Source organism: Pseudomonas sp. GNP014, from assembly GCF_054344005.1.
In genome coordinates this window covers 1,048,185-1,073,607 of sequence record NZ_JBTGUS010000001.1, presented here as the reverse complement: position 1 = coordinate 1,073,607, position 25,423 = coordinate 1,048,185, and the positions used below count along the sequence as shown (strand labels likewise).

General features: G+C 58.4%; 19 protein-coding genes. All 19 read left to right on the top strand.

Features of this window, described 5'->3' with window-relative positions; all coding sequences use genetic code 11:
• Positions 1-11: 11 nt before the first annotated feature.
• The 19 genes from ACXX9E_RS05020 to ACXX9E_RS04930 all read left to right on the top strand — a co-directional run bounded on the left by ACXX9E_RS05020 (position 12) and on the right by ACXX9E_RS04930 (position 25,406).
• On the top strand, positions 12-536 hold the full coding sequence (locus ACXX9E_RS05020) for a PAAR domain-containing protein (protein WP_123469920.1): 525 nt from the start codon (positions 12-14) through the stop codon (positions 534-536).
• Position 537: 1 nt separating this feature from the next.
• Complete coding sequence (locus ACXX9E_RS05015; protein ID WP_221178341.1) at positions 538-1,215, top strand: DUF6695 family protein; 678 nt, start codon at positions 538-540, stop codon at positions 1,213-1,215.
• Entirely contained in the window at positions 1,212-1,577 is a 366-nt protein-coding gene (locus ACXX9E_RS05010) for a hypothetical protein (protein ID WP_123469918.1), read from the top strand. The genes ACXX9E_RS05015 and ACXX9E_RS05010 overlap by 4 nt, the downstream gene beginning before the upstream one ends.
• 236 nt (positions 1,578-1,813) lie before the next feature.
• Positions 1,814-3,601 (top strand): type VI secretion system baseplate subunit TssF, encoded by a 1,788-nt coding sequence (tssF, locus tag ACXX9E_RS05005; protein ID WP_123469916.1) that lies wholly within the window; start codon positions 1,814-1,816, stop codon positions 3,599-3,601.
• Positions 3,565-4,572: a type VI secretion system baseplate subunit TssG gene (tssG, locus tag ACXX9E_RS05000; RefSeq protein WP_123469914.1), complete on the top strand. Its 1,008-nt coding sequence runs from the start codon at positions 3,565-3,567 to the stop codon at positions 4,570-4,572. The genes tssF and tssG overlap by 37 nt, the downstream gene beginning before the upstream one ends.
• Positions 4,573-4,583: 11 nt before the next feature.
• Positions 4,584-7,241: a type VI secretion system ATPase TssH gene (gene tssH, locus ACXX9E_RS04995; protein WP_123469912.1), complete on the top strand. Its 2,658-nt coding sequence runs from the start codon at positions 4,584-4,586 to the stop codon at positions 7,239-7,241.
• 10 nt (positions 7,242-7,251) lie between these two features.
• Positions 7,252-8,772: a sigma-54 interaction domain-containing protein gene (locus ACXX9E_RS04990; RefSeq protein WP_458555109.1), complete on the top strand. Its 1,521-nt coding sequence runs from the start codon at positions 7,252-7,254 to the stop codon at positions 8,770-8,772.
• Between the two features lie 93 nt (positions 8,773-8,865).
• Entirely contained in the window at positions 8,866-9,006 is a 141-nt protein-coding gene (locus ACXX9E_RS04985) for a hypothetical protein (RefSeq protein ID WP_003229566.1), read from the top strand.
• Between the two features lie 18 nt (positions 9,007-9,024).
• The gene (gene tagH / locus ACXX9E_RS04980) at positions 9,025-10,221 is read left to right on the top strand and encodes a type VI secretion system-associated FHA domain protein TagH (protein ID WP_123469908.1); all 1,197 of its coding nucleotides are present in this window, start codon (positions 9,025-9,027) and stop codon (positions 10,219-10,221) included.
• A gap of 5 nt (positions 10,222-10,226) precedes the next feature.
• Positions 10,227-10,727 (top strand): type VI secretion system lipoprotein TssJ, encoded by a 501-nt coding sequence (gene tssJ, locus ACXX9E_RS04975; RefSeq protein ID WP_458555108.1) that lies wholly within the window; start codon positions 10,227-10,229, stop codon positions 10,725-10,727.
• A 2-nt stretch (positions 10,728-10,729) separates the two neighbouring features.
• On the top strand, positions 10,730-12,061 hold the full coding sequence (tssK, locus tag ACXX9E_RS04970) for a type VI secretion system baseplate subunit TssK (RefSeq protein WP_123469904.1): 1,332 nt from the start codon (positions 10,730-10,732) through the stop codon (positions 12,059-12,061).
• 5 nt (positions 12,062-12,066) lie between these two features.
• The gene (gene icmH / locus ACXX9E_RS04965; protein ID WP_016985783.1) at positions 12,067-12,942 is read left to right on the top strand and encodes a type IVB secretion system protein IcmH/DotU; all 876 of its coding nucleotides are present in this window, start codon (positions 12,067-12,069) and stop codon (positions 12,940-12,942) included.
• Positions 12,943-12,955: 13 nt separating this feature from the next.
• Positions 12,956-16,495 (top strand): type VI secretion system membrane subunit TssM, encoded by a 3,540-nt coding sequence (gene tssM, locus ACXX9E_RS04960; protein WP_458555107.1) that lies wholly within the window; start codon positions 12,956-12,958, stop codon positions 16,493-16,495.
• On the top strand, positions 16,495-17,223 hold the full coding sequence (locus tag ACXX9E_RS04955; protein WP_128615661.1) for a PP2C family protein-serine/threonine phosphatase: 729 nt from the start codon (positions 16,495-16,497) through the stop codon (positions 17,221-17,223). The genes tssM and ACXX9E_RS04955 overlap by 1 nt, the downstream gene beginning before the upstream one ends.
• Positions 17,220-18,221: a serine/threonine-protein kinase gene (locus tag ACXX9E_RS04950; protein ID WP_458555106.1), complete on the top strand. Its 1,002-nt coding sequence runs from the start codon at positions 17,220-17,222 to the stop codon at positions 18,219-18,221. The genes ACXX9E_RS04955 and ACXX9E_RS04950 overlap by 4 nt, the downstream gene beginning before the upstream one ends.
• Before the next feature lie 28 nt (positions 18,222-18,249).
• On the top strand, positions 18,250-20,286 hold the full coding sequence (locus ACXX9E_RS04945; protein WP_458555105.1) for a type VI secretion system Vgr family protein: 2,037 nt from the start codon (positions 18,250-18,252) through the stop codon (positions 20,284-20,286).
• Between the two features lie 5 nt (positions 20,287-20,291).
• On the top strand, positions 20,292-21,305 hold the full coding sequence (locus ACXX9E_RS04940) for a tetratricopeptide repeat protein (protein ID WP_429541604.1): 1,014 nt from the start codon (positions 20,292-20,294) through the stop codon (positions 21,303-21,305).
• Between the two features lie 16 nt (positions 21,306-21,321).
• Positions 21,322-24,570 carry an EF-hand domain-containing protein gene (locus tag ACXX9E_RS04935; protein WP_458555104.1) on the top strand — a complete coding sequence of 1,083 codons (3,249 nt, stop codon included), beginning with the start codon at positions 21,322-21,324 and terminating at the stop codon, positions 24,568-24,570.
• On the top strand, positions 24,567-25,406 hold the full coding sequence (locus ACXX9E_RS04930) for a tetratricopeptide repeat protein (RefSeq protein WP_458555103.1): 840 nt from the start codon (positions 24,567-24,569) through the stop codon (positions 25,404-25,406). The genes ACXX9E_RS04935 and ACXX9E_RS04930 overlap by 4 nt, the downstream gene beginning before the upstream one ends.
• Positions 25,407-25,423: the final 17 nt, after the last annotated feature.

Below are 25,423 nucleotides of genomic sequence, written 5' to 3'. Positions count from 1 at the left end.
GGAGATCCCCGATGTCTGGCAAACCCGCAGCACGCGTATCCGACCCCACCGCTTGCCCCCTTCCTGGCCACGGTACCAACCCGATCGCCGCCGGTTCCGGCGACGTGTTCTTCGACGGCCTCGCGGCCGCCCGCCAGGGCGATGCCTCGGCGTGTGGTGGTGCGATGTCGGGAGGTTTGGCGACCACCGTGTTGATCAACGGCAAACCTGCCGCGACGGTTGATTCGGTGGGTACGCATGGCAACAAGGTTACGGCTGGATCCGGGACGGTGATTATCGGGAATTCGCATTCGCCGGCGCCGTTTGTGCCGCCGGTACCGCTGAATATTTTCGGATTCGATGTTCGAGTCCTGCTTTTGGACTCGGCTTCCGGCGCTCCACTAAAAAACGTTTCTTATATCGCGACCCTAGAGGATGGCTCGCAGGTGGAAGGCGTTACCGACGAGGCCGGCCTGTCTATGTCCCTGGGAAAAAAGGCTCAGTCACAAAGTGTCCAGTTCGCTGCCAAGCCGAACTGGCTTTTGCGAGGAGAATGAGATGGGGCAAGCGGCTCAAGTCACGACTGTTGTCACCACACCTGCATCTGATGTGGCACCTGTTCAAGTCTATTTGGTCGGTGACGACGACTACGTTATTCCACTTGTTTTCCCGGATTACAAAATCCACATCGACGGTTATCAGACGACCTTTTTTGGCAAGAAGATCGAAATACCTGGAGGTAAGGCCCCCTATCTCGGACATGCGGGGGTTCTTGTCATTAACGGTAAAACGGGTCAGTCAAAATATTATGAATATGGCCGATATCCGGGCCCTGGGCCCGCAGGGCGGGTGCGTGTTGGTCGGATTCCAGACGTTGTACTGAAGAGTGGAGCAATCACAGAGTCGTCTCTGAAGAAAACCTTAAGGCACATCGCGACCGAGCACGGTCAATCCGGGAATATCACGGGCGTTGTTTTGAGGGGGCATGTCTACGATCAAGCACTTGCCTGGTTGAAGGCGAAGGAGGCAGAAAACTCAGACGGCAAACGACAGGAATACGATCTTGGAAATCATAACTGCGTAACGTTTGCGACTGACTTGGCAGAGGCGGTGGGATTCTCCATTCCTTTCCGAACACGAGTTGTCGTACCAAGCGCCTACATGGCCCAGTTTCAATTCAGCGAGCCAGACCTTGATTACATTTTCGCGACCGACACGTTGGAGATAACCAAGTGAAGGTATTGAAGTGGGCTTTTATTTCCATAATTACATTGGCGTTCGTGTTGGTGATTGCAGCTTATTCGCTGCTTGAGCGTTCTGACGGAAAGGTATTGACCTTGAAAGATCATCCAAACGCTTACTGGAGTGGTGCGCAGGACGGTGGAGTTTTTTTTGAAATCACTAAATCCGACCCTCCCGCCTACTACATAGAAATTCGCTACGAGAGTGGAGATATCTGGGCTGAGGGCTGGGTAAAGCACGCCGTTAAACAGGGCGATACATTCAAGAGTCAGGATCTGCTGGGCTATGACGGCGGCGATGTCGTCTATCTGCAAGACGGAACAGTTCTGGATCTGAGTTCGGCGGCAGTGAAATGACTTGGTTGAATATGGGCTCTTTGCATGGTCTTCACAGGCCTGCTTTGGCTGATAAACGTTCGAATTCAATCACTGGATTCGCCGGCCTCATTCTGATGCTCGTTTCCTCGTACGGCTTTGCCATTCAGCAGGTTTACAACAATCGTGCGCACGTGGGATCTGCCCATGACGTACGTCGGCATTAACTGCCCTCAAATCGACAATTTTGCAAAAACTGAAGAAAGCAGGTAACCCCCGTGTCCTTTAACCACTACTACCAAAGCGAACTCACCGCACTGCGCCAACTCGGTCGCCGTTTCGCCGAGCGTAGTCCGGCGTTGGCGCCGTTTCTGGGCCAGGCCGGGCGGGATCCGGATGTGGAGCGGTTGCTGGAAGGCTTTGCGTTTCTCACCGGGCGGCTGCGGCAGAAGCTCGATGACGAATTGCCGGAACTCAGCCATTCGCTGATGCAACTGCTGTGGCCGAACTACATGCGCCCGCTGCCGGCGTTCAGCATTCTGCAGTTCGATCCGCTCAAGCGATCCGGGCCTGCATTGCGGGTCGAGCGCGATACGCCGATTGAAAGCAAGCCGATCGAAGACGTGCGTTGCCGCTTCCGCACCTGCTATCCGACTGAGGTGCTGCCGCTGGATCTGGCTGCGCTGAACTACTCGGTGAAAGGCGACGGCTCGCTGCTCAGCCTGCGTCTGGAAATGAGCGCCGACGGCCACCTCGGTGAGCTGGAACTGAGCAAACTGCGTCTGCACTTTGCCGGCGAGCGCTACATCAGCCAGATGCTCTACCTGAGCCTGCTGCGCAATCTCGAAGGCATCGAGCTGATCCCGCTCGACGGCGCCGGCAAGCCGATAGATGGTGTCGCCGGTAAGCCGATGGCGTTCAAGATTCCCGGTGACCGGGTCAAGCCGGTGGGTTTTGCCGAAGAAGAGGCGTTGATTCCGTATCCGCTGAACACTTTCCGTGGCTATCGCTACCTGCAGGAATACTTCGCTTTCCAGGACAAGTTCCTGTTCGTCGACGTCAACGGTCTGGACATTCTCAAGGCGCTGCCGGAAGACACGCTCAAGCAGATGCGTGGCCTGGAACTGCGCTTCGACATTCGCAAGAGCGGCATCATGCGTATGCGTCCGACCCTGGATAACGTGAAGCTGTTCTGCACCCCGATTGCCAACCTGTTCGCCCACGACGCCCTGCCGATCCGTCTCGACGGCAAGCAGGACGAATACCTGCTGCTGCCGGCGGAATACGATCTGGAAAACTGCGGTGTGTTCTCGGTGGAAACCGTGACTGGCTGGAAGCCCGGTGGCCTTGGTTATCAGGAATACGTGCCGTTCGAATCGTTCGAGCATGACCCGAGTTTCGACGTGCCCAACAGCCGTCCGCATTACAGCATTCGCCAGCGTTCGTCCCTGCTGCACGACGGCCTCGACACCTACCTGAGCTTCGGCATCCGCCACACCGAAGCCCACGAAACCCTGTCGATCGAGCTGATGTGCACCAACCAGAACCTGCCGCGCAAGCTCAAGCTCGGCGACATCTGCCTGGCCTGCGAAGAGACCCCGGAGTTCCTCAGTTTCCGCAACATCACCCCGGCGACGTCGAGCTTCGCACCACCGCTGAACCGTGACTTCCTGTGGAAGTTGATCAGCAACATGTCGCTTAACTATCTGTCGCTGGCCGACGTCAATGCGTTGAAGGTGATTCTGGAAACCTACGACTTGCCGCGCTACTACGACCAGCACGCGGAGAAGGTCAGCAAACGCCTGCTCGGCGGCCTCAAGCACATCAAGCATCACCACGTCGACCGGCTGCACCGTGGGCTGCCGGTGCGCGGTCTGCGCACCGAACTGACCATCGACCCGGAAGGGTATATCGGCGAAGGCGACCTGTTCGTGTTCGCTTCGGTTCTTAACGAGTTTTTCGCGCTTTACGCCAGTCTCAATTCGTTCCATGAGCTGCGGGTAAAAAGCACACAGGGAGAGGTGTACCAATGGACACCACGTATGGGCCTGCAGCCCCTGCTTTAAGCGGGCTGACCAAGGTAATACGCGAGTACTCGCTGTTTCAGGCCGTGCTGCTGGTGATCGACCGGCTGCGCGAGGCTCACCCGTACCTGAGCGAAGACGACTTGTACGATCACGTGGAATTCCAGGCCAACCCGAGCCTCGGTTTTCCGCGCAGCGATGTTGATCGTGTGGAGTTCTTCGAAGAGCACGGGCAGATGCGCGCGCGCATGCGTTTCAACCTGATTGGCCTGGTCGGTTCGGGCTCGCCGCTGCCGGCGTTCTATGGCGAACAAGCCTTGGGCGACAGCGAGGACGGCAACCCGACGCGCAACTTCCTCGACCTGTTCCACCATCGCCTGCAACGGCTGATGCTGCCGATCTGGCGCAAGTACCGCTATCGCGCCAGCTTCCAGAGCGGCGCGATCGACCCGTTCTCGTCGCAGCTGTTCGCGCTGATCGGTCTGGGCGGCGACGAGATCCGCAAGGCCAAGGAACTGAACTGGAAACGCCTGCTGCCGTACCTCGGCCTGCTCAGCTTGCGGGCGCACTCGGCGGCATTGATCGAAGCGGTGCTGCGTTACTACTTCAAACACGAAGACCTGGTCATCGAACAGTGCATCGAGCGCCGCGTGGAAATCCTCGACGAGCAGCGCAACCGCCTCGGGCGCGCCAACAGCCTGCTGGGTGAAGACCTGGTGCTGGGTGAGCGGGTGCGCGACCGCAGCGGCAAATTCCGCATTCACATCACCGAACTCGACTGGGAGCGATTCCACGAATTCCTGCCGATCGGGTTCGGCTACCAGCCGCTGTGCGCGCTGGTGCGGTTCACCTTGCGTGACCCGCTCGATTACGACATTCGCCTGGTGCTGCGCCCGGAAGAAATCCGCGAACTGCGCATTGGTGAGAAGAACGACTGTCGCCTGGGGTGGACCAGTTGGCTGGGCTGCGAAAAAGCAGACGGCGTAGTGACCCTGGGCAGCAAAATTCATTAAGGACGTGAGCCATGATCAACGTAGACCTGCAACAACTCATTCAGGCGCTGGACGCCGAAACCCGCCGTGATCTGGAGCGTTCAGCCGAGCGTTGCGTGGCCCGTGGCGGCAGCAAGATCCTCGTCGAAGACCTGCTGCTCGGCCTGCTGGAGCGTCCTAACGGCTTGCTGTCGCGTGCGCTGCAGGATGCCGATGTCGACGCCGGCGAACTGAGCGCCGCGCTGCAGTCGCGCGTTGAGCACAGCGCTTCGCGCAACCCGGTGTTCGCCCCGGAACTGGTGCAGTGGCTGCAAGATGCGCTGCTGGTGGCCAACCTTGAACTGGGCCAGACCCAGGTCGAAGACGCCGCGCTGATCCTCGCCCTGCTGCGCAACCCGATGCGCTACGCCGGTAGTCGCTATCAGCCGCTGCTCGCGAAATTGAACATTGATCGCCTGAAGGAATTTGCCCTGTCGCAACAGGAACAACCGGCGGCCAACGGTAAACCGGCGGCGCAGGGCGAGTCGCTGTTGCAGCGCTTCACCCACAACCTGACTCAGCAGGCCCGCGACGGCAAACTCGACCCGGTGCTGTGCCGCGATGGCGCAATCCGCCAGATGGTCGACATCCTCGCCCGTCGCCGCAAGAACAACCCGATCGTGGTCGGTGAGGCCGGTGTCGGTAAAACCGCCATCGTCGAAGGCCTGGCCTCGCGCATTGCTGCCGGTGAAGTGCCGCAGGTGCTCAAGGGCGTCGAGCTGCTGTCGCTGGACATGGGTTTGCTGCAGGCGGGTGCCAGCGTCAAAGGCGAGTTCGAACGTCGTCTCAAAGGCGTGATCGACGAGGTCAAAGCCTCGCCAAAACCGATCATTCTGTTCATCGACGAAGCCCACACCCTGATCGGTGCGGGCGGCAATGCCGGCGGTTCCGACGCAGCCAACCTGCTGAAACCGGCGCTGGCGCGGGGCGAGCTGCGTACCATCGCCGCCACCACTTGGGCCGAGTACAAGAAATACTTCGAGAAAGACCCGGCACTGGCCCGTCGTTTCCAGCCGGTGCAACTGCACGAACCGACCGTCAACGAAGCGGTGACCATCCTTCGTGGTCTGGCCCAGGTTTACGAGAAGAGCCACGGCATCTACCTGCGTGATGACGCGGTGGTCTCGGCGGCCGAATTGTCCGCACGTTATCTGGCGGGTCGCCAGCTGCCGGACAAAGCTGTCGACGTCCTCGACACCGCCTGTGCTCGCGTGCGTATCAGCCTTGCCGCTGCCCCGGAAAGCCTTGAGCGCCTGCGTGGCGAACTGGCCGAAGGTGGTCGTCAGCGTCAGGCCCTGCGTCGCGATGCCGAGGCCGGTCTGCTGATCGACCACGAAGCGCTGGATGCGCTGGAAGCGCGACTCGACGAAGCCGAAACCGAAATGGTCGCGCTGGAAAGCCTGTGGACCGAACAGAAACAACTGGCCGAACGCCTGCTGGAACTGCGCCAGCAACTGGCCAAGGCTCGCGAAGCCGCTGCCGTTGAACCGACTGTCAGTGTTGAAGAAGACGCCGAAGGCACCGTGATCGAAACCCTCGCCGCTGAAGTCGAGGAAGGCCAGAGCGTCGAAGCGCTGGAAGCCGAACTGAATAAAACCCACAGTGCCCTGACCGCCGCACAAGTCAAAGAGCGTCTGGTCAGCTTCGAAGTCTGCCCGCGTCTGGTCGCCGAAGTGATCAGCGCCTGGACCGGTGTGCCATTGGCGCAACTGGCCCGCGAACACAACGCCAAGGTCGCCAGTTTCGCCACCGACCTGCGCACGCGCATCCGTGGTCAGGAACAAGCCGTGCACGCACTGGATCGCTCGATGCGTGCCACCGCTGCGGGCCTGAACAAACCTGATGCACCGGTCGGTGTGTTCCTGCTGGTCGGCCCGAGTGGCGTCGGCAAGACCGAAACCGCGCTGGCCCTCGCTGATCTGCTGTACGGCGGCGACCGTTTCATCACCACCATCAACATGTCCGAGTTCCAGGAGAAGCACACCGTTTCTCGCCTGATCGGTGCGCCACCGGGCTACGTCGGTTACGGCGAGGGCGGCATGCTCACCGAAGCCGTGCGGCAGAAGCCGTACTCGGTGGTGCTGCTCGATGAAGTCGAGAAGGCCGACCCCGACGTGCTCAACCTGTTCTACCAAATTTTCGACAAGGGCGTGGCCAACGACGGCGAAGGGCGCGAAATCGACTTCCGCAACACGTTGATCCTGATGACCTCGAACCTCGGTAGCGACAAGATCAGCGACCTTTGCGAAGACGGCGCACGTCCGAGCGCCGAACTGCTCGAAGAAACCATTCGCCCGGTGCTGAGCAAACACTTCAAACCGGCGCTGCTGGCGCGGATGAAAGTGGTGCCGTACTACCCGGTCGGCGGCCCGGTGCTGCGCGAGCTGATCGAGATCAAACTGGGTCGTCTCGGCGAGCGCCTCAACCGTCGTCAGCTGGATTTCAGCTGGTGCCAGAACCTCGTCGATCACCTGTCCGAGCGTTGCACGCAAAGCGAAAGCGGTGCGCGCCTGATCGACCATCTGCTCGATCAGCACGTGCTGCCGCTGGTGGCTGACCGCTTGCTCGACGCGATGGCCACCGGCGAAAGCCTCAAGCGTGTGCATGCCACGCTCGACGGCGAAGCCAGCGTGACCTGCGAGTTCGCCTGAGGTGGGTGTGATGTTCACTCAAGTGCCGCAGCCACTGGTCTACGCCGAAGCGTTGCTGGCGCAATTCGCCAGCCTGTCGCGGGCGGCGGACGGTGCTGCGTTGTTGGGTGACTTCGTGCGCGGTCTGGCCGAGCTGAGCGGGTGCGAATTGACGCAACTGTATTTGCTCGACGCTACCCACACCTGCCTGGGGATGAACGCCGAATGCCTCGACGGCGCGCTGCAACCGCGCGAAGCGGCGAGCCTGCCGGCGGACTACAACGGTGAGCAACTGCTGCAGTTCGCCCTGTGCCAGAACCGCGTGGTGTGCCTCACCGACTTGAGCGGCAGCCTGCACGAAACCAGCTTTCTGCCGGCCGCGACGGCACCGTGGCAGTCGCTGCTGTGCGTGCCGCTGGTCAATCAGCACAAGGCGGTGGAAGGTTTGTTGCTGTGTGCCAGCCGTCGCCGCGTTGACCTGCAAGGCTTTGCCGACTCGCTCGGGCAGCTCGGTTCGTTCGTGCTCGGCCAACTGCACTTGCTGCAGCGTCTGCGTCAGCCGCTGGCGGAATCGGCCACGGTGGCGCGCAGCGTGCCAAGCATCAGTGGTTACGGCCTGATCGGCAAAAGCGCGGCGATGCGCCAGACCCATTTGCTGATCAGCAAGGTCCTGCACAGCGCGTACACCGTGTTGTTGCGCGGCGAGACCGGCACCGGCAAGGAAGTCGTCGCCCGGGCAATTCACGATTGCGGCCCGCGTCGTTCCCAGGCGTTCATCGTGCAGAACTGCGCGGCGGTCCCGGAAAACCTGCTGGAAAGTGAACTGTTCGGCTATCGCAAAGGCGCGTTCACCGGCGCCGACCGTGACCGCGCCGGCCTGTTCGATGCGGCCAATGGCGGCACGCTGTTGCTCGACGAGATCGGCGACATGCCGTTGTCGTTGCAAGCGAAGATATTGCGCGTGTTGCAGGAAGGCGAGATCCGGCCGCTGGGTTCCAACGACACCCACAAGATCGATGTGCGCATCATCGCCGCGACGCACCGCGATCTGTCGACGCTGGTCAGCGAAGGCAAATTCCGCGAGGACCTGTATTACCGCCTCGCGCAATTCCCGATCGAGCTGCCGGCCCTGCGCCAGCGCGAAGGCGACATCCTCGAACTGGCCCAGCACTTCGCCGAGAAGACCTGCACGTATTTGCAACGCGATCCGGTGCGCTGGTCGAGCGCGGCGCTGGAGCACCTGTCCGGCTACAACTTCCCCGGCAACGTGCGCGAACTCAAGGCGCTCGTTGAGCGCGCGGTGTTGCTGTGCGAAGGCGGCGAATTGCTGGCCGAGCATTTTTCCCTGCGCATGGAGCCGATGCCGGAGGACAACAGCCATCTGAATCTGCGCGAACGCCTGGAGCAGGTCGAGCGCACGCTGCTGCTCGATTGCCTGCGCAAAAACGATGGCAACCAGACCCTCGCCGCCCGCGAACTGGGCCTGCCGCGACGCACGCTGCTGTACCGCCTCGGCCGCCTGAACATCAATCTGGGAGATTTCGATGGGTAGGCAAAAGATCATCGTTTTTCCCGCAAAACCCCATTTCAGCGCCGCCCGCAAGGGTCGGCGCTTTGTGCTTTGTCTACACCTGGAGACCCTCTGATGTCTGTTCGTCACTGGCACGCTGTCCTGCTGACCCTCGTCGTTCTATGCGGCCTGGGCGGCTGTAGCGGCAACTACAAATTCAACGACAACGACTATCGCCCGTTGGGTGATCCGCAAGCGGTCAATCGCGGCAAGTGACCGCAAGGAGCATCAAACATGGAACTGGTTTTCGAAATGCTGAACACCAAGCAGTTCGTGCCCACCGAGTTGTGCCAGAAGACCTTTAAACAGGCCGGCGGCGTGATCGGGCGGGGCGAGGACTGCGACTGGATCATCCCTGACCGCAAGCGTCACCTGTCCAATCACCACGCGATTGTCAGCTACCGCGAAGGCACGTTTTTCCTCACCGACACCAGCAGCAACGGCGTGCAGGACGGTTCGAGCGGAGCACGTCTGCACAAGGGCGAACCGGTGCGGATCGAGCACGGCAGCACTTACGTGCTCGGCGACTTCGAAATTCGCGCGCGCCTGGTGCGTGACCCGGCGACCTTCGACGGGGAAGTCGGCCGTCCGCGTGCTGCCGGCAGCATCATTCCCGATGACGCGTTCCTCGATCTCGACCCGCTCAACGCCCTCGAACAGCAAGAGCGCGTCTACTCGGAAATCGACGAGTTGCTGGCGCCGAACACCAAGCCGGAAGATTCCCGCCAGCGTGCCGACTACGCACGTATCGACATGGAAAGCTTGATGGTGCCGGAGCTGATCGCCGCGCCTGCCGAACCTGAACCCGCTCCGGCACCGAAAGCCGTCGAGCGTCAGAGCGAAGGTTTCTGGGAGCACTTCGGGGCCGCATTGGGTGTGGACGTCAAAGGCCTGAGCCACGACGAACGCGAAGCCCTGGCACTGAACGCCGCGCGCCTGCTGCGGCAGAGCATCGGCGGTTTGCAGCAGAGCCTGCGTACCCGCTCGGAGCTGAAAAACGAATTGCGTCTGGCCCAGACCACCGTGCAAGGCACCAACAAGAACCCGCTGAAGTTCGCCGTCGATCCGAGCGAAGCACTGGAGATTCTGTTGCAGCCAAGCAAACCCGGCCACCTGCCGGCCGAGCAAGCCATCTCCCGCGCGTTCCGCGATCTGCAGGCGCATCAGGTGGCACTGCTGACCGCCAGCCGCGCCGCCGTACGCGGCACGCTGGAGCACTTCTCGCCAGAGCAGTTGACCCTGCGTTTCGAGCGCGACAACAAGCCGTTGATCGCCACCTCGGGCGGACGCTGGAGAGCGTTCGGCCGCTACCACCAGGCACTGCGTCAGGACGATGACTGGAGCGAGCGTCTGCTGGCCCGCGACTTCGCCCAGGCCTACGAAGAACAGATCCGCCTGATCTCCACCCTCCACACCGACCACCAAGGATGATGCGCATGTCTCGCCGCTCGACCGCTTTTTTCAAGACGCTGACTGCGCTCACCATGCTGGTGCTGCTCGCCGGTTGCTCGTCGCTGTCGCCGTACTCGAAAGTGACCAAGATCAACCTGAAGCTGACCGGCAGCGATCAGCTCAACCCGGACCTCAACGGCCGCCCTTCGCCAATCGTCGTGCGCCTGTTCGAACTCAAGCACCCGGTAACCTTCGAGAACGCGGATTTCTTCAGCCTCTACGAGCGCGCCAAGGAATCCCTCAACCCGGACCTGGTGGCCAGCGAAGAACTCGAACTGCGCCCGGGTGAAACCGTGGAGATGAAACTCAAGGTGGAAGAGGGCAGCAGTTATGTCGGCGTTCTCGCCGCTTACCGCGATTTGCCGGAAACCCAGTGGCGCTACACGGTGCAGATCACGCCGCTGGAAGTCACCGAAGTCGATCTGACCCTGGACCAGACCGGCATCCGCAACACTCATCAAGTGCTCGCCAAGGCGGATGACTGAACATGAATACCCATAAAGTCATTTGGCAGGAAGGCATGCTGCTGCGTCCGCAGCACTTCCAGCACAACGATCGTTATTACGATCACCAGATGAAAACCCGCACGCAATTGTTGGGTGGCTACACCTGGGGTTTCCTCAATCTGGAGATCGACCTGCAGTTCCTCAACATGGGCAAACTGGTGATCAGTGAAGCCTCGGGGATTCTGCCGGACGGCAGCCTGTTCGAACTCGGTGGCAACACCGAGCCGCTGGCCCTGGACGTACCGCCGAACACCGGCAACACGCCGATCTACCTGGCGCTGCCGCTGGTCACCGGTAACCATATCGAAGCGCGCCGTCCGGAGCAGTCCGACGTGCTGGCGCGTTACACCGCGTACGACGCCGAAGTCGCCGACTCCAACGCCGGCGACGATTCCGCCAGTCAGGTGAGCTGCGGTCGTCCGGACTTCAAACTGTTGCTCGGCGAGCAGCAGAGCGATCAGGCCTACGTGAAGCTGAAGATCTGCGACGTGCTCGATACCACGCCCGACGGCGTGATCAGCCTCGATCCGGATTTCGTGCCGACCTACATTCAGGCCCACGCCTCCAGCTACCTGCTGTCGTGCCTGAAAGAAGTCATCAGCATGCTCAACCACCGTGGCGACACGATTGCCGAGCGGATTCGCTCCAACGGCAAGGTTGGCGGTGCGGAAGTCGGCGATTTCATGATGCTGCAACTGATCAACCGCACCGAACTGCTGCTGCGTCACTACCTCGGCCTGGAGCAGGTGCACCCGGAAGAGTTGTACCGCACGCTGCTGACCATGCTCGGCGATCTGGCGACCTTCTCCGGCGAGAGCAAACGTCCGCGTCTGGACAGCCGCTACTCCCACGCCGACCAGGGCGGCAGCTTCCGCAAACTGATGGAAGCGATCCGTCAGGTGCTGTCGATGGTGCTCGAACAGCACGCCATCGAGCTGATCCTGCAAGCGCGTCAGTACGGCATCATCGTGTCGCCGTTGCACGACCACAAACTGCTCGGCTCGGCGTCGTTCGTGCTGGCGGCCAGTGCCAACTGCGACTCCGAAGAACTGCGCCACCGCTTGCCGGCGCACCTCAAGGTCGGCCCGGTGGAGCGCATTCGCCAACTGGTCAACCTGCACTTGCCGGGGATCAAGGTCAAACCATTGCCCGTCGCTCCACGGCAGATCGCGTTCCACTCGAACAAAACCTACTTCATCCTCGAACTCAGTTCCGAAGACCTGGCACAACTCGAGCGCTCCGGCGGCTTCGCGTTCCACGTGTCCGGCGAATTCGCCGAGCTTGAACTGAAATTCTGGGCCATCAGGAACTGACCGACATGATCAAGGAAACGGATTACAACCAGGACGACAAAACCGTCCTGCTCGATCGTCAGGGCCACGGACCGGCATCGAGTCCGCTGACCGACTTCGCCGCGCCGCCGCGTTTCGAGCAACTGGAAGAACGCATGATCTACGCCGCGCGCCTGCGTCCGGCGGAGGCGTTCAACATCAGCCTCAATTCGCTGGTGGCGGCCTCGTCCGAGTTGCTGTCGGAAGTGGTGCGCCTCAAGCACAGCGAAACCCGCGAAGACCTGTACGCGCTCAACGAGCGCCTGACCGCCGGGCTCAAGCTGTTTGAAGTGCGCGCCCTGCACAATGGCGCCGAAAGCAGCCAGGTGATGGCCGCCCGTTACGTGCTCTGCACCGTGGTCGACGAAGCCGTCGTGACCACGCCGTGGGGCAACGAAAGCGAATGGTCGCAGATGAGCCTGCTCAGCAGCTTCCACAACGAAACGTTCGGTGGCGAGAAGTTCTTCCAACTGCTCGATCGCTTGTCGAAGAACCCGGTCAAGCACCTGCCGATGCTCGAGTTGATGTACCTGTGCCTGTCCCTCGGTTTCGAGGGCAAGTACCGCGTGCAGGCACGCGGCATGCTCGAACTCGAAGGCATCCGTGACGCCCTGTACCGCCAGATCCGTCAACTGCGTGGCGACGTGCCGCGAGAGCTGTCGCCGCACTGGGAAGGCCTCAACGATCAGCGTCGCAACCTGGTGCGCATCGTGCCGGCGTGGATGGTGGTGCTGTTCACTTTCGTCTGTCTGGTGGTGATGTATTCGGGCTTCGCCTGGGTCTTGGGCGAGCAGCGCGACACCGTTCTGCAACCTTATCAGCCGCTTGATCCGGCCGCGGTGCAACCGCAGTCGCAGCCGTAAACAGGGACGTGTGATGAAAAAGTTTTTCAAGAAAGTCGGCGCCTTCCTGCGCCAGACCTGGGTCTGGACCCTGCTGCTGGTGCTGTTCGTGGCGCTGCTGGTGTGGTTTGTCGGCTCGTTGTTGGCGGTCGATGACTACAAGTTCTGGGAGAGCCCGACCTCTCGCCTGTTGACCATCGCCGTGCTGTTCCTGATCTGGGGCCTGACCATGGTCTTCGTCAGCTGGCGCGCCGGTGTACGCAAGAAAGAAGTCGAAGCCACCGAAGATGGCCAGGATCGGATCCGCCGCGAAGAGCTGATCGACGACGAGGAGAAAGAGTTGAAAGCGCGTTTCAAAGACGCGCTGAAAACCCTGAAAACCTCAAGCCTGTATCGCGGCCGCAGCGAGCGCTGGCGCAACGAACTGCCGTGGTATCTGTTGATCGGCCCGCAGTCCGGCGGCAAGACCAGCCTGCTGGATTTCTCCGGTCTGGAATTCCCGATCAACAAGATCGACCGCAAGCTGACCCGCGACACCCAAGGCACTCGTCATTGCGATTGGTACTTCGCCGACCATGGTGTGCTGATCGACACCGCCGGACGTTACATGACCCAAGGCGAGAAAGACGTCGACGGCAGTGCCTGGACCACCCTGCTGGAGCTGCTGCGCAAGCGTCGTCGCGGTCGTCCGTTGAACGGCGTACTGGTGACCATCCCGGTGGAAATCCTCACCGGTGGCAGCGAGCAAGACATCGACACCCTGGCGCGCCAGGTGCGTGGTCGCCTGCAAGAGATTTATCAGAAGCTGCACGTCGACGTGCCGGTGTATCTGGTACTGAGCAAGGCCGACAAACTGCTGGGCTTCGACGAGTTCTTCGATCAGCTGACCCGCGAAGAAAGCGATCAGGTGTTGGGTACCAGTTTCCGCAAGGACCAGGTTGGCACCGACGTGGCTGTGCTGCGCGGCGAGTTCGAGGAACTGCTGCGTCGCCTCAACAGCCAGGTGATCATGCGCATGCACTCCGAGCGTGACACGCAGCGCCGTGGCCGCATTCTCGATTTCCCGCATCAACTGGGGCAGATCGGCGAGCACCTGTGCCTGTTCGTCGACATGGCGTTCACCGGCAACCGTTACCAGCGGGCCACGCAACTGCGTGGTTTCTACCTGACCAGCGCACCCCACCTGGTTCAGCAAATGGACGAGACGGCTGCCGCCATCGGCGCGAATCTGGGTGTGAATGCCGGTGTGCTGCCGACCCTGCGCAGCGGTCGCTCGCGGTTCATCCACCATTTGTTCAGCCAGGTGATTTTCCCCGAGGCCGATCTGGCCGGTCTGGACAAGCGCGAACGCAGCCGCATCAACTGGGGCCAACGTGCTCTGTACGTCGGCGCACTGGCGGCACTGGCGCTGTTCGGCATGCTCTGGGCGGGCGGTTTCTCGGCCAACTATGAGCGTCTGGAAAACCTGCGCAATCTGGCGCAGAACTGGACGCAACAACGCTCGGCGCTGTCCCCGCGTGATGACGCTATGGGCGCGCTGAAAACCCTCGATACCAGCTACGCCGCGACGCAGGTGTTCCCGAAAAAGGGCGACGTGTCGTACCACGAGCGTGGTGGTCTGTATCAGGGTGAAGACGTCAATCCAGTAGTCAAAGAGGCTTACGAGCGCGAGCTTGAAAAGCAACTGCTGCCACGGGTTGCCACCCTGCTCGAAGGGCAGATCCGCGCCAACATGAAGGACCGCGACCGCCTGCTCAACAGCCTGCGCGCGTACCTGATGCTGAACATGAAGGACCGTCGCGATGCCGCGTGGCTCAAGGACTGGATCGCCACTGACTGGTCGCAGCGCTACACCGGCAACACCGCGGTGCAGAACGGTCTGAACGCGCATCTGGAGCGTCTGCTGAAGCAGCCGTTTATCTACCCGCTGAACGAACAGTTGGTGACCCAGGCGCGTCAGGTCCTGCGCAGCGAATCGCTGGCCACCGTGGTGTATCGCATGCTCCGCGAGCAGGCGCGCAACCTGCCGGACTACCGCTTCAGCCAACACCTCGGCCCACAAGGCTCGCTGTTTATCGGCACCGAATACGTGATTCCGGGCTTCTACACGCAAACCGGTTATCAGCAGTATTTCTCGGTGCAGGGCTCGGCGCTGGTCACCGACATCCTGCGTGACAACTGGGTGCTGGGCGAAGGTGCGGGCATCAGCGACATGGACTTGCGTCGCCTGATGGTCGAGCTGGAGCAACTGTACTTCCGCGACTACGCCAACTACTGGAGCGAAGCCGTTGGCCAGGTGGCCCTGCCGCCAATCAGCGACGCCGGTGAAGGCGCCGAGCAACTGGCGGGCCTGACCTCGGCCAACTCGCCGGTGCTGGCCTTGCTCACTGAAGTACGCGAGAACACACGCTTCCCGGCCGCCGCCGATCCGGTGGATGAAGCCGGTGATGCCGCCGATGCATTGGCTGGGCAGAAGGGCAAACTGGGTAAAGTCGGCAAGCTTGCCGCCGCCGCAGCGGATAAGGCGTCGGCCCTGAACGTGGCGAAGACCCTGCCGGACACCGCGAAGAAGTCGCTGCAACGCCGCTTCGAACCGCTGCATCGTTTGCTCGATGACAACAACGGCCCGGCGGCAGACCTGACCCCTGCGCTGAGCGCGCTCAACGACCTGCAGCTGCAACTGTCCGGTCTGGCCCGTTCCAGTACACCGGAACAAGCCGCGTTCGAAATGGCGAAAACCCGCATGAGCGGCCAGCGTGATGCGCTGACCAACCTGCGTGCTGCCTCGGGTCGCCTGCCGCGTCCGCTCAGCGTGTGGTTCAACGTGCTGGCCGAAGACTCGTGGCGTCTGGTGCTTAACGATGCCTACCAATACCTGAACGGCCGTTATCAGAACGAGCTGTACAGCGTGTATGGCAAAACCATCAACAAGCGTTATCCGTTCAGCGCCAGCAGCACCAGTGACGTGGCGATCAGCGATTTCCGCGAGTTCTTCCGGGCTCAAGGCACCGTCGACCGCTTCTTCGACAGCTACATGCGTCCGTTCGTCAGCGGTGATCCGGGCAACTACCGGATGCGCAGCGTCGATGGCCACAGCCTGCCGGTATCGAAGATGTACCTCGACCAGATGGCCGCCGCGCTGACGATTCGCCAGAGCTTCTTCTCGATCAACCCGGCCGAGCCGACCGTGCAGTTCAAACTGGAGCCGTACACCCTCGACCCGGCCGTGAGCCGTTCCGAGTTCAAGTTCGGCGACAAGACCATGGAGTACCGCCACGGTCCGATCCTGCCAATGTCGTTCAAGTGGCCGACCGATGCTGAAGACGGTCGCACCAGCCTGGTGATGGACAAGATGGCGGGGCGTCCGATCGGCATCGAGAAGAACTCCGGCCCATGGTCGCTGTTCCGTCTGTTCGACCTGATGCAGACCGAGTACCTGACCGGTCGCGACGTGCTGGTGCTGAAAGCCGACGTGGGTGGCCTGCGCGCCAACTACCTGCTGACCAGCCAGCGCACGCCGAACCCGTTCGACATGGGCGTGCTGCGCACCTTCCGTATGCCGGTGCAGCTCTGATGCTGGTGGCCAGTCCCTGGCGCAGCGCGGCGCGTACCGACCCGGGCAAGGTGCGGTCGCGCAACGAAGATGCCTTCCTCGACAATCCGCAGCAGGGGCTGTGGGTGGTCGCGGACGGCATGGGCGGTCATCAGGGTGGCGACATCGCCAGCCAGTTGATCGTCGCCAGCCTGGCTGAACTGCCGCAACACGAGGACTTCGACGAACGCCTCAAAGCCATCCGCCAGTGCCTGCACTGGCTGAACCGGCGTTTGGGGCAGGAGTTGACGGTCACCGCCGGGCGCCACGACAGCATCATGGGCAGCACCGTCGTGGCGCTGCTGGTGGAAGGCAATCGCGCGGCCTGCATCTGGGCCGGCGACAGCCGTTGTTACATGTGGCGTGGGCAGCGGTTGTATCAGCTGTCCAAGGATCATTCGCTGCAACAGCAACTGATCGACGAGCAACAAATGAGCGTCGAACAGGCGGCAGCGCACCCGGCGGCTCAGGCGTTGACCCGAGCCGTCGGCGCCGCCGAACAACTGACCCTGGATGTCCTCGAACTCGAGGTATATCCGGGCGATGCGTTTTTGCTCTGCAGCGATGGTTTGTATCAGGGCCTGAGCAGCGATGCCCTCGGCAACGCCCTCAGCCTCAGCGCGCCGCACGTGGCGCTGGAACGTCTGTTCGACGGCGCCCTGCGTGGCGCCGCCCGGGACAACCTGACGGCCGTGGTGATCCGCCAATGACTGAAATCGAATCCGCAGTCGATGACTTGCTGATGAGCGAAGAGCAGGCCAACAACCTGACCTACTTCGCCTTCGCCAAGGCAAACAAAGCCGAGCCGTTGCTGGCGCCAACCAAGGCCAGCATCGGTGCACTGCCGGATGTACTCGCCGGTCGCTACCACCTCGAGCGTCTGCTCGGGGCCGGTGGCATGGGGGCGGTCTATCGGGCGCGGGATCTGCTGCACGAGCAGTTCGGCGATCCCGATCCTTACATTGCGCTGAAAATCCTCAGCGAAGAATTTGCCGAATCGCCGGACGCCAGTGCCTTGCTCTACAGCGAGTTCGCCCTGACCCGACGCCTGCGCCACGACAACGTCGTGCGTGCGCACACCTTTGAAGTCGACACCGACTGCCAGCGGGCCTTCATCACCATGGAATACATGCGTGGCCTGACCCTGGACAAATTGCTCTGCGAGCGGCCCCTCGGCCTGCCGTGGAAAGAAACGCGCGACATCGCGCTGCCGCTGCTCGACACGCTGGCCTACGCCCACCGTCACGGCGTGCTGCACGGTGACATGAAACCGAGCAACGTCATGCTCAGCGAAGACGGCCTGCGCCTGTTCGACTTCGGTCTCGGCCAGGCAGACCAAGGCGTGTTGCCTGGTCTGCCACACCTGAGCCGCGAGCGTTTCAACGCCTGGACCCCGGGCTACGCCGCCCCCGAACTGCTTGAGGGCCAACCGTTGTCGGCCAGCGCGGACGTGTACGGCGTGGCCTGCGTGATCTATGAACTGGCGAGCGGCAAACACCCGTTCCGCCGCTTGCCCTCGACCCAGGCCCGCGACGAGCACTTGGAGCGCGAGCTGCAAGCCCCGGCGAACCTGCCAAAACACGGCTGGCCAGCGCTAAAAACCGCGCTGAGCTTCAATGCGGCAGAGCGCACCATCACTGCCGACCAATTGCGTGACGCTTTGGGCGCCACTTCGTCCTGGTTGCAACGTCTGCGGCTTCGGGCGTAACGGACGACATTCGAACAGGGAGCACTTTATGTTCAACCCAGCTAACGAAACCCACTTCAGCCTCAAGGTCGAAGATTACGTCGGCGACCTGCAAGTGCTGTCGTTCACCGGCACCGAAGGCATCAGCCAGCCGTTTCGTTTCGACCTCGAACTGGTCAGCGAAAACCCCGATCTGGACCTGGAAAAACTCCTGCACAAGCAGGCGTTTCTCGCATTCGATCCGCAGGGTTCAGGCATCCACGGCCAGATCTACCGTGTTGCCCAGGGCGATGCCGGCAAGCGCCTGACCCGCTACAAGGTCTCGCTGGTGCCGCAACTGCAATACCTGCATCACCGCACCAACCAGCGCATCTACCAGCAAATGTCCGCGCCGAAAATCATCGCGCTGATCCTCGACGAACACGGGATCAAGGGCAACGCCTACAGCTTCCAGCTCAGCCAGCCGTGCCCGGATCGCGACTACTGCGTGCAGTACGACGAAACCGACCTGCATTTCGTCCAGCGCCTGTGCGAAGAGGAAGGCATTCACTACCACTTCCAGCACAGCGAAAAAGCCCACCTGCTGGTGTTCGGCGACGACCAGACCGTGTTCCCCGACCTCGGCCAGCCAACCGCGTACGTGCAAGGCAGCGGCATGGTCGCCGAAGAACCGGTGATCAAAGGCTTCAAACTGCGCCTGGAAACCCGCACCAGCCGCACCACGCGCCGCGACTACGACTTCGAAAAGCCGCGTCTGCAAATGGAAGCGGCCTACAGACCCGATGGCGAAAGCACTGAGCCAGATCTCGAAGACTACGACTACCCGGGCCGCTTCATCGACCGCGCGCGCGGCAAGTTCCTCAGCCAGCGCGCCCTCGAGCGCCACCGCGCCGACTACCGCCAGGCCGAAGGTCGTGGCGACCAGACCAAACTCGTCAGCGGCCACTTCATGGCCATGTCCGACCACCCGCGCAGCGAGTGGAACGACCTGTGGCTGCTTACCGAAATCTTTCACGAAGGTAAGCAGCCGCAAGTCCTCGAAGAAGGCGTGACCAGCGACACCACCGACAACAAGGACGACTTCCACCAGGGCTACCGCAACACCTTCCTCGCCACCCCGTGGGACGTGTTCTACCGCCCGGCCCTCGAACACCCGAAACCACGCGTACTCGGCAGCCAGACCGCGATGGTCACCGGCCCCAAAGGCGAAGAAATCCACTGCGACCAATACGGCCGCATCAAAGTGCAATTCCACTGGGACCGCGAAGGCCTGGCCGACGACAAAACCAGCTGCTGGCTGCGCGTCTCCAGCTCCTGGGCCGGCGACCGCTACGGCGCCATCAGCATCCCGCGCGTCGGCATGGAAGTCCTCGTCACCTTCCTCGAAGGCGACCCCGACCAACCGCTGGTGACCGGCTGCCTGTACCACAAGGAAAACCCGGTGCCGTACGCACTGCCGGCAAACAAGACTCGCAGCGTGTTCAAAACGCTTAGTTCACCGGGTGGTGGTGGGTATAACGAACTGCGCATTGAAGACAAGAAAGGTGCGGAGCAGATCTACATCCACGCCCAGCGCGATTGGGATGAAAACGTTGAGCATGACCAGAAGATTCGGGTCGGGAATGAACGTCATGACACGGTGGTGAAGAACACCTACACCGAGCTGAAGGCCGAGGAACACCGCACCACGATCTCCGACCGTAAGATTGAAGCGAAGCTGGATGATCACCTGACGGTTGGGCAGAACCAGCATGTGAAGCTGGGGACTGCGCAGCTGACCAGTGTGGGCAAAGAGATTCACCTCAAGGCTGGGGACAAGATTGTTATTGAGGCGGGGACGGAGCTGACCATTCTTGGGGGTGGGAGCTTTATCAAGCTGGATGGCGGTGGGGTTACGGTAGTTGGGCCGGTGATCAAGATCAATGCCGGGGGCTCGGCTGGGTCGGGTACTGGCATCGGGATTAAACCGCCGGTGCTGCCGGGGGCGGCGGATAAGGATAAGGCGGGGAGTTTGATGGATCAGGCGTTGGGGAATGCGGTGCCTGAGAAGGTTAAGCCGAAGGCTTTTTTTGTGTTTTCTGAGTGATCGACATGAATGGTTTTTTTGAGAAGAGCAATGGCGTCGCGATGGCGGTTTTCATCGCGTCGCTGTTGAGCCTGTTTCATGGCAGAGCTTATGCGGATGAGTGTCCGTCTGAGGACTTTTCCCAGTTCCTGCCGGCGTTCTCTGCGAATGCTGAAATTCAGCAGCGGTTGACTGCGATGACGGTGAAGTCGCTGGTTTTGAAACCTGCTGGGGAGAGCGGAAATTTTGAGCCGCAAACGACGGGAGTCAAAAGCTCGACATTGGCCTTTCCACTGATGGCACCCGTAGCCACAGGTAAGACAGAAGGTGTCGAAGTCGAAGCCGTTGACGACAGTCACTTCAACGTTGTTGATAAGCGTGCAGGTAACAGCAACATCAAGATCTTTAACTTTTCTCACCAGGCGTGTTGGGTTTTGGAAGGTGTTGAGGATTGGTCGATTAGTGAGAAAGACCTTGTTGTATCGGGTTCTCCGACCATGAGTACGGCCGAGAGCATTTGCTATCAACGCGCGCGGAGTTTCGAAGGTCTAGGTGGACTGGAAAAGTATTATCTGACAGGAGAGTTTTTCGAGGCCGCGTTGGAAAACTATGTTTGCGCCGCTGCTTCGGGGGATCCTCAGGCGAGTTTGGATGCTGCAAGTTTGAGCCTCTCTGGCATGGCACCACAGTTGGAATCAGCCAAGGTTGAGTCGCTTTTCAAAGCTGCGGCAACAACCCTCGCGGATGGCGCAGCTTCTCTATCGACATTTTATTGTTACGGAAACAACCCATCCGCAGAAGGTGCTTGCCAACACCCCGATGAGGCCGAAAAAGAACTTATTCGTTCTGCCTCAATGGGGTCGACGGATGCAATGAACTATTTAGGTTACTCCTTCGAAACGGGAGGGCTAGTAACCCGGGATTTATCAAGAGCACTGGCCTGCTATCGCTTGGCAGCGGATAACGGTAATGAAACTGCCCTGAAAAATTTTAATCGATTGAAAGCGCAATCAGCTGAAGACAGCAGCTATTGCTACTAATTTGCAGGAAGCAGAAATGACTGAACCACTTGATTTAAAAAGTAACTACACCGGTGGCGATTACGTTTATAAAATGGGCGGCGATGGTTTTCAAACGAACGCCGCCGGTAAGAAAAAGATTGACTGTTCTCATATGGTTAATCTGTTGCTGACAGGCGCTGGATATAATATTCCGTATGAAGACACCCGTAACATGGATACTTCCAGTTACTACACAACGATTGAGCCACAGAGCGTAAAGCGAGGTGACATCGCCTTATGGATAAATGCCACTCCTAACAAACCAGGTGATCCGATTTTTCATACAGGGATTATCGAGGACTACAACCCCGCTACAGAAGTTGGGCATATATTTGGTGCTCAAAATAGTACAGGGCCAGCGATAACAATATTTGGTCCCAAACCACCCAGTCACTATTGGCCGAAAGCTACAAAATTCTTAAGAGCAAAGGAAAGTTTTCGAACAGGTACAAGCCCTGCACCTGCACCTGCACCTGCACCTGCTCCATCTGCAGCGATGCCGTTATTAAATTTTCAATATCCATTTCGAAAAGCAGACGGTAAACAGTTTTCTGATGCGGAAGAAGTATATAAGGTACTTGAGAATGAAACATCCGGGCATTATTTGTTGGGGAGTAACAAGTTCTGGCACGGTGGGATTCACATCAGCAATGCCAGCGCACCTCAATGTATTTTGAACGAACCGATTCGTTGTATGGCTGATGGTGAAGTCGTGGCCTATCGCCTTAACGAAGATTATCTAGAATCTACGTTCGGCGAAAATGAGAAAAAACTGCAGTATTCCAACTCGTTTTGTTTGGTGCGACATGAGTACAAATCTGCGCCAAACCCAGAAGAAGGACCGAATAAAGGCAAGCAAAACAAGCTGAATTTCTACAGCTTGTACATGCACCTTCTGCCCTTCAAGCGTTATCCGCTGACTGAGGAAGAAACTCCGAAGCCTCAAGTGACCATGAAGGTAAGTGACTTCAACGCTTACGACGATTTCCCTGAATCCAGTAGCGTTCAGAACGTTGGCAAGCTCGTTGCGGGGACCAAACTTGAAATACTGGATCAAAAGGCCCTAGGCAACGTTACCTATGCGAAAGGGAAAATTCTTTCAGGTAGCGTTAAAAAGAGCGGTCACAAAGTTCGCGAGGCTGGAAAGGAGATCTGGTTCGCATACTTGAAAGACGGAGAGCCCTACAAAAACTCCAAACCCGCACGTATATGGCTGGCAGACCCGATCCCGGAGCGTTTAAAGCCAAAATATTGGCAAGGTAAGGTGAAAGGAACCGCGTTGACAAGATTGGATCTTTATCAGGGTCCTATCTCTGCCCAAAATGGGCAGAATGCCGGTGATAAGATTGGCTCGCTGCAACTTAACCCTCAAAGTTCGGTTGAATTTGAAAGCAAAGAGGTACTGAACCTCAATGTTGCAGGGACAATTCGTCGAATGGCGAAATGTACGAGCAGCGGTAGCTTGGCTGGGGATGGAAGCCTTCCTCCCAGCTTCTGGGCGATTGTGGAAAACGAATATGTTGCCTGGGATGTAATCCCGAGTAGCTTCAATTCTGTAGAGCCTGCAAGTACCGGTATCAAGGCAGGTGATCCGATCGGATACTTAGGGCTGACAGAAAACCTCACAGGCGAAGATGGCGGCGTAACCAATAAGTATCAGGTTCATGTCGAGATATTCACTGCTGATGTCGACGTAAAAAATTTTCTTCAAAACGCTGCTGGTTTGAAGATAGGTAAACAATATCTGCATCTTTTGGCAGGAGCTGAGCTCAAGAAAAAGGCGCCTGCTACCGGTAGTATTCCGGTCAAAAAGGAGCATGTTGTTGATTTAAGTAAGGCTCCCGTGATCAAGGAAGGCGATGAAAGCTGGTATGACGTCAGTGTGGTGGAAGACGATCAACCGTTAAAGGGACTTGTTAAAAAATCTGGCGCAACGCTCATCACTCAGCACGACTGGGAGAAATTGGGTTTTCAGATCGTGGAAGAAACAAACACCGTTGCCGATGGATTCCTCGACCCTCAAGACATGCCTCAGTTCTTCAAAGATCTTTTCGCCAAAATTGATAAAAACCACGACGGGGATGTTGATCGCAATGAACTCTCTGAGGCATTGAAAAATGTTGATATGAGAGGTCACTGGGCGAAGCTCATTGCTCACCATCCAACTGAGTGGAAGGACAAGGCGGAGTCGGTTAAGTGGAGTAAGTTGGATAAATTACTAGAAGCATCTCCAAAAACGTTGAAGCACGAAAAAGAACGGATAAGCAAATATGTTTTTTGGAGTGAGCTGTCTGGTAAGGCCGCTGTTAGTTCAGATGTAGTTTGGCATTTTCATCCGGTTGAATTCATAAAAAATATGACCGCTAAAAAAATCTGCGAGTGCAATGCTATTGTTAAAGTGACTCGTTGGAATTCTAGCACTATGACCCACTATGGCCCATTACATACCGGTGATAAAGAGTTAGGCAGTGCTCCTCAATGGGATGAGCTAGTATCTGCGGGGAGGATTACAGCGGATGAAAAGAAAATCATTGTTGTCATGTCGGGGAATGAAGCAAAAATCAATGGGGTACAGTGTTATGACAGTGAAGTGATCACTGCGGGAGCGATGCAGAAAACAATGAAAGTCACCGGTGGCGGTGAGCTGCCAGATCAAATTAAAAAATTCAAGGATCAATATCCAGATGCATATGTAGAATTTTTTGAATCTAAAGGTTGGAAATTAGATGAAGCTGGTGTATCCCCGCAATTATATTATCAGGGGGAGGCTCGAGCTAACGGTGCTAAATTGGAAAAGCAGGCGCTAAAAGAAAACCTGCAACTTGGATGTAATGAAGCGACCTTTGGCAAGGTAATTGATTGCCAGCCAGTTTCTGCGATGGCGTGTGCAATTGCAAGCCCGCTATACGTGGAAATACAAATAATGGATTTTATTGATAGGCTGCATGCTGCATTGAGTAAAGTGCCCGCGGGGTACAGCTTTAGTGCCGAAAAGTTATTTAAGTCTCCTTTAGGAAAAGCTGTAGTACTTGATCATGATATAAATAGGCCCGCCTTTGTCAAGGATGATTTAGGTGCAGCGCTCGACACATTTTTCTCCCAGAATCCGGCGGTAAGTAGGAATATTGATACTTGGGGGGCGGCGCACGGCGCGAATGAGCGGAAGGTTCTCGATTTGTATGGTAATAACAGAAGAATGACGAATCCATCTCTCCGTTATAATCACTTAAAGGCAGGGCTTTGAAAATGTTAAAGGCAAAATTTTTTATAGGTACGTGTCTAATTTTTTCAATTGGATCTTTTTGTAATGCCGCAGATTCGAGTTTGACGAGTGCCGATGGTGCGATGCTCAAGTTTTCTTCTTGGGATCAAGGTGCCGCTGTATGGAAGCGCGCTACCTTCTCCAAGATGAACGAAAGCTATGATTTATACGATAGTGGGAGCAAAGCTTCAGTTGGCGTAGGTATTAACTCTGATTCTCTTTCGCCCAGCAAAAAATATGCGTTGGTTCAGCGAACTGTATTTGGAGAGTTGAGCAATGGGCAAGAGGTGGTTGCCACCGAGAATAATTATTGCGATATGGTTTCAATGGATACTGGTTGCGTACTTTTGTCACGCTCCGCTGAAGCGTGTTCTGGAAGTTGGAAAGGGGGAAATTGGTTGACTGATGGGGGAGAGGTGATTGTGCCGAACTTGGAAACGATTTCTCCTAACAACCTAATAAAGTCAGTGGAATCGATTAATAATACTTCTGCGAAAGGACTTGCTGTAAAAGACCAACTATTCATGGGGGTCGAATCTTATATGAGTTGCTACCCAGCCAGTAAGAACGTCCAAGCCTTGAACAATGTCGGTTTCTATCTAGCACAAGCAGGTGATGATTCGTCCGCACTGAGGATTTATCGGGGAATCGAAGTAGTTGGTAAGCGGACTGTGCTGATGCTCAATATCGCGGACTCTTTGTGGAATTTGAAAGAAACTTCCGAGGCTGCGAAATATTACAAAAAATACTCTGACGCCATGATCGCGGAAGGTAAAGCCGGAAAAGTGCCTGCACGCGTTGCTGAACGGGCGAAATAGCGACGCGAGGGAGGTTT

Bases quoted from the DNA above. Each gene is read 5' to 3' on its own strand.
- ACXX9E_RS05020 (WP_123469920.1), top strand. From the start codon at position 12: ATGTCTGGCAAACCCGCAGCACGCGTATCCGACCCCACCGCTTGCCCC.
- ACXX9E_RS05015 (WP_221178341.1), top strand. From the start codon at position 538: ATGGGGCAAGCGGCTCAAGTCACGACTGTTGTCACCACACCTGCATCT.
- tssG (WP_123469914.1), top strand. From the start codon at position 3,565: ATGGACACCACGTATGGGCCTGCAGCCCCTGCTTTAAGCGGGCTGACC.
- tssH (WP_123469912.1), top strand. From the start codon at position 4,584: ATGATCAACGTAGACCTGCAACAACTCATTCAGGCGCTGGACGCCGAA.
- ACXX9E_RS04990 (WP_458555109.1), top strand. From the start codon at position 7,252: ATGTTCACTCAAGTGCCGCAGCCACTGGTCTACGCCGAAGCGTTGCTG.
- ACXX9E_RS04985 (WP_003229566.1), top strand. From the start codon at position 8,866: ATGTCTGTTCGTCACTGGCACGCTGTCCTGCTGACCCTCGTCGTTCTA.
- tagH (WP_123469908.1), top strand. From the start codon at position 9,025: ATGGAACTGGTTTTCGAAATGCTGAACACCAAGCAGTTCGTGCCCACC.
- tssJ (WP_458555108.1), top strand. From the start codon at position 10,227: ATGTCTCGCCGCTCGACCGCTTTTTTCAAGACGCTGACTGCGCTCACC.
- tssK (WP_123469904.1), top strand. From the start codon at position 10,730: ATGAATACCCATAAAGTCATTTGGCAGGAAGGCATGCTGCTGCGTCCG.
- icmH (WP_016985783.1), top strand. From the start codon at position 12,067: ATGATCAAGGAAACGGATTACAACCAGGACGACAAAACCGTCCTGCTC.
- tssM (WP_458555107.1), top strand. From the start codon at position 12,956: ATGAAAAAGTTTTTCAAGAAAGTCGGCGCCTTCCTGCGCCAGACCTGG.
- ACXX9E_RS04955 (WP_128615661.1), top strand. From the start codon at position 16,495: ATGCTGGTGGCCAGTCCCTGGCGCAGCGCGGCGCGTACCGACCCGGGC.
- ACXX9E_RS04950 (WP_458555106.1), top strand. From the start codon at position 17,220: ATGACTGAAATCGAATCCGCAGTCGATGACTTGCTGATGAGCGAAGAG.
- ACXX9E_RS04945 (WP_458555105.1), top strand. From the start codon at position 18,250: ATGTTCAACCCAGCTAACGAAACCCACTTCAGCCTCAAGGTCGAAGAT.
- ACXX9E_RS04940 (WP_429541604.1), top strand. From the start codon at position 20,292: ATGAATGGTTTTTTTGAGAAGAGCAATGGCGTCGCGATGGCGGTTTTC.
- ACXX9E_RS04935 (WP_458555104.1), top strand. From the start codon at position 21,322: ATGACTGAACCACTTGATTTAAAAAGTAACTACACCGGTGGCGATTAC.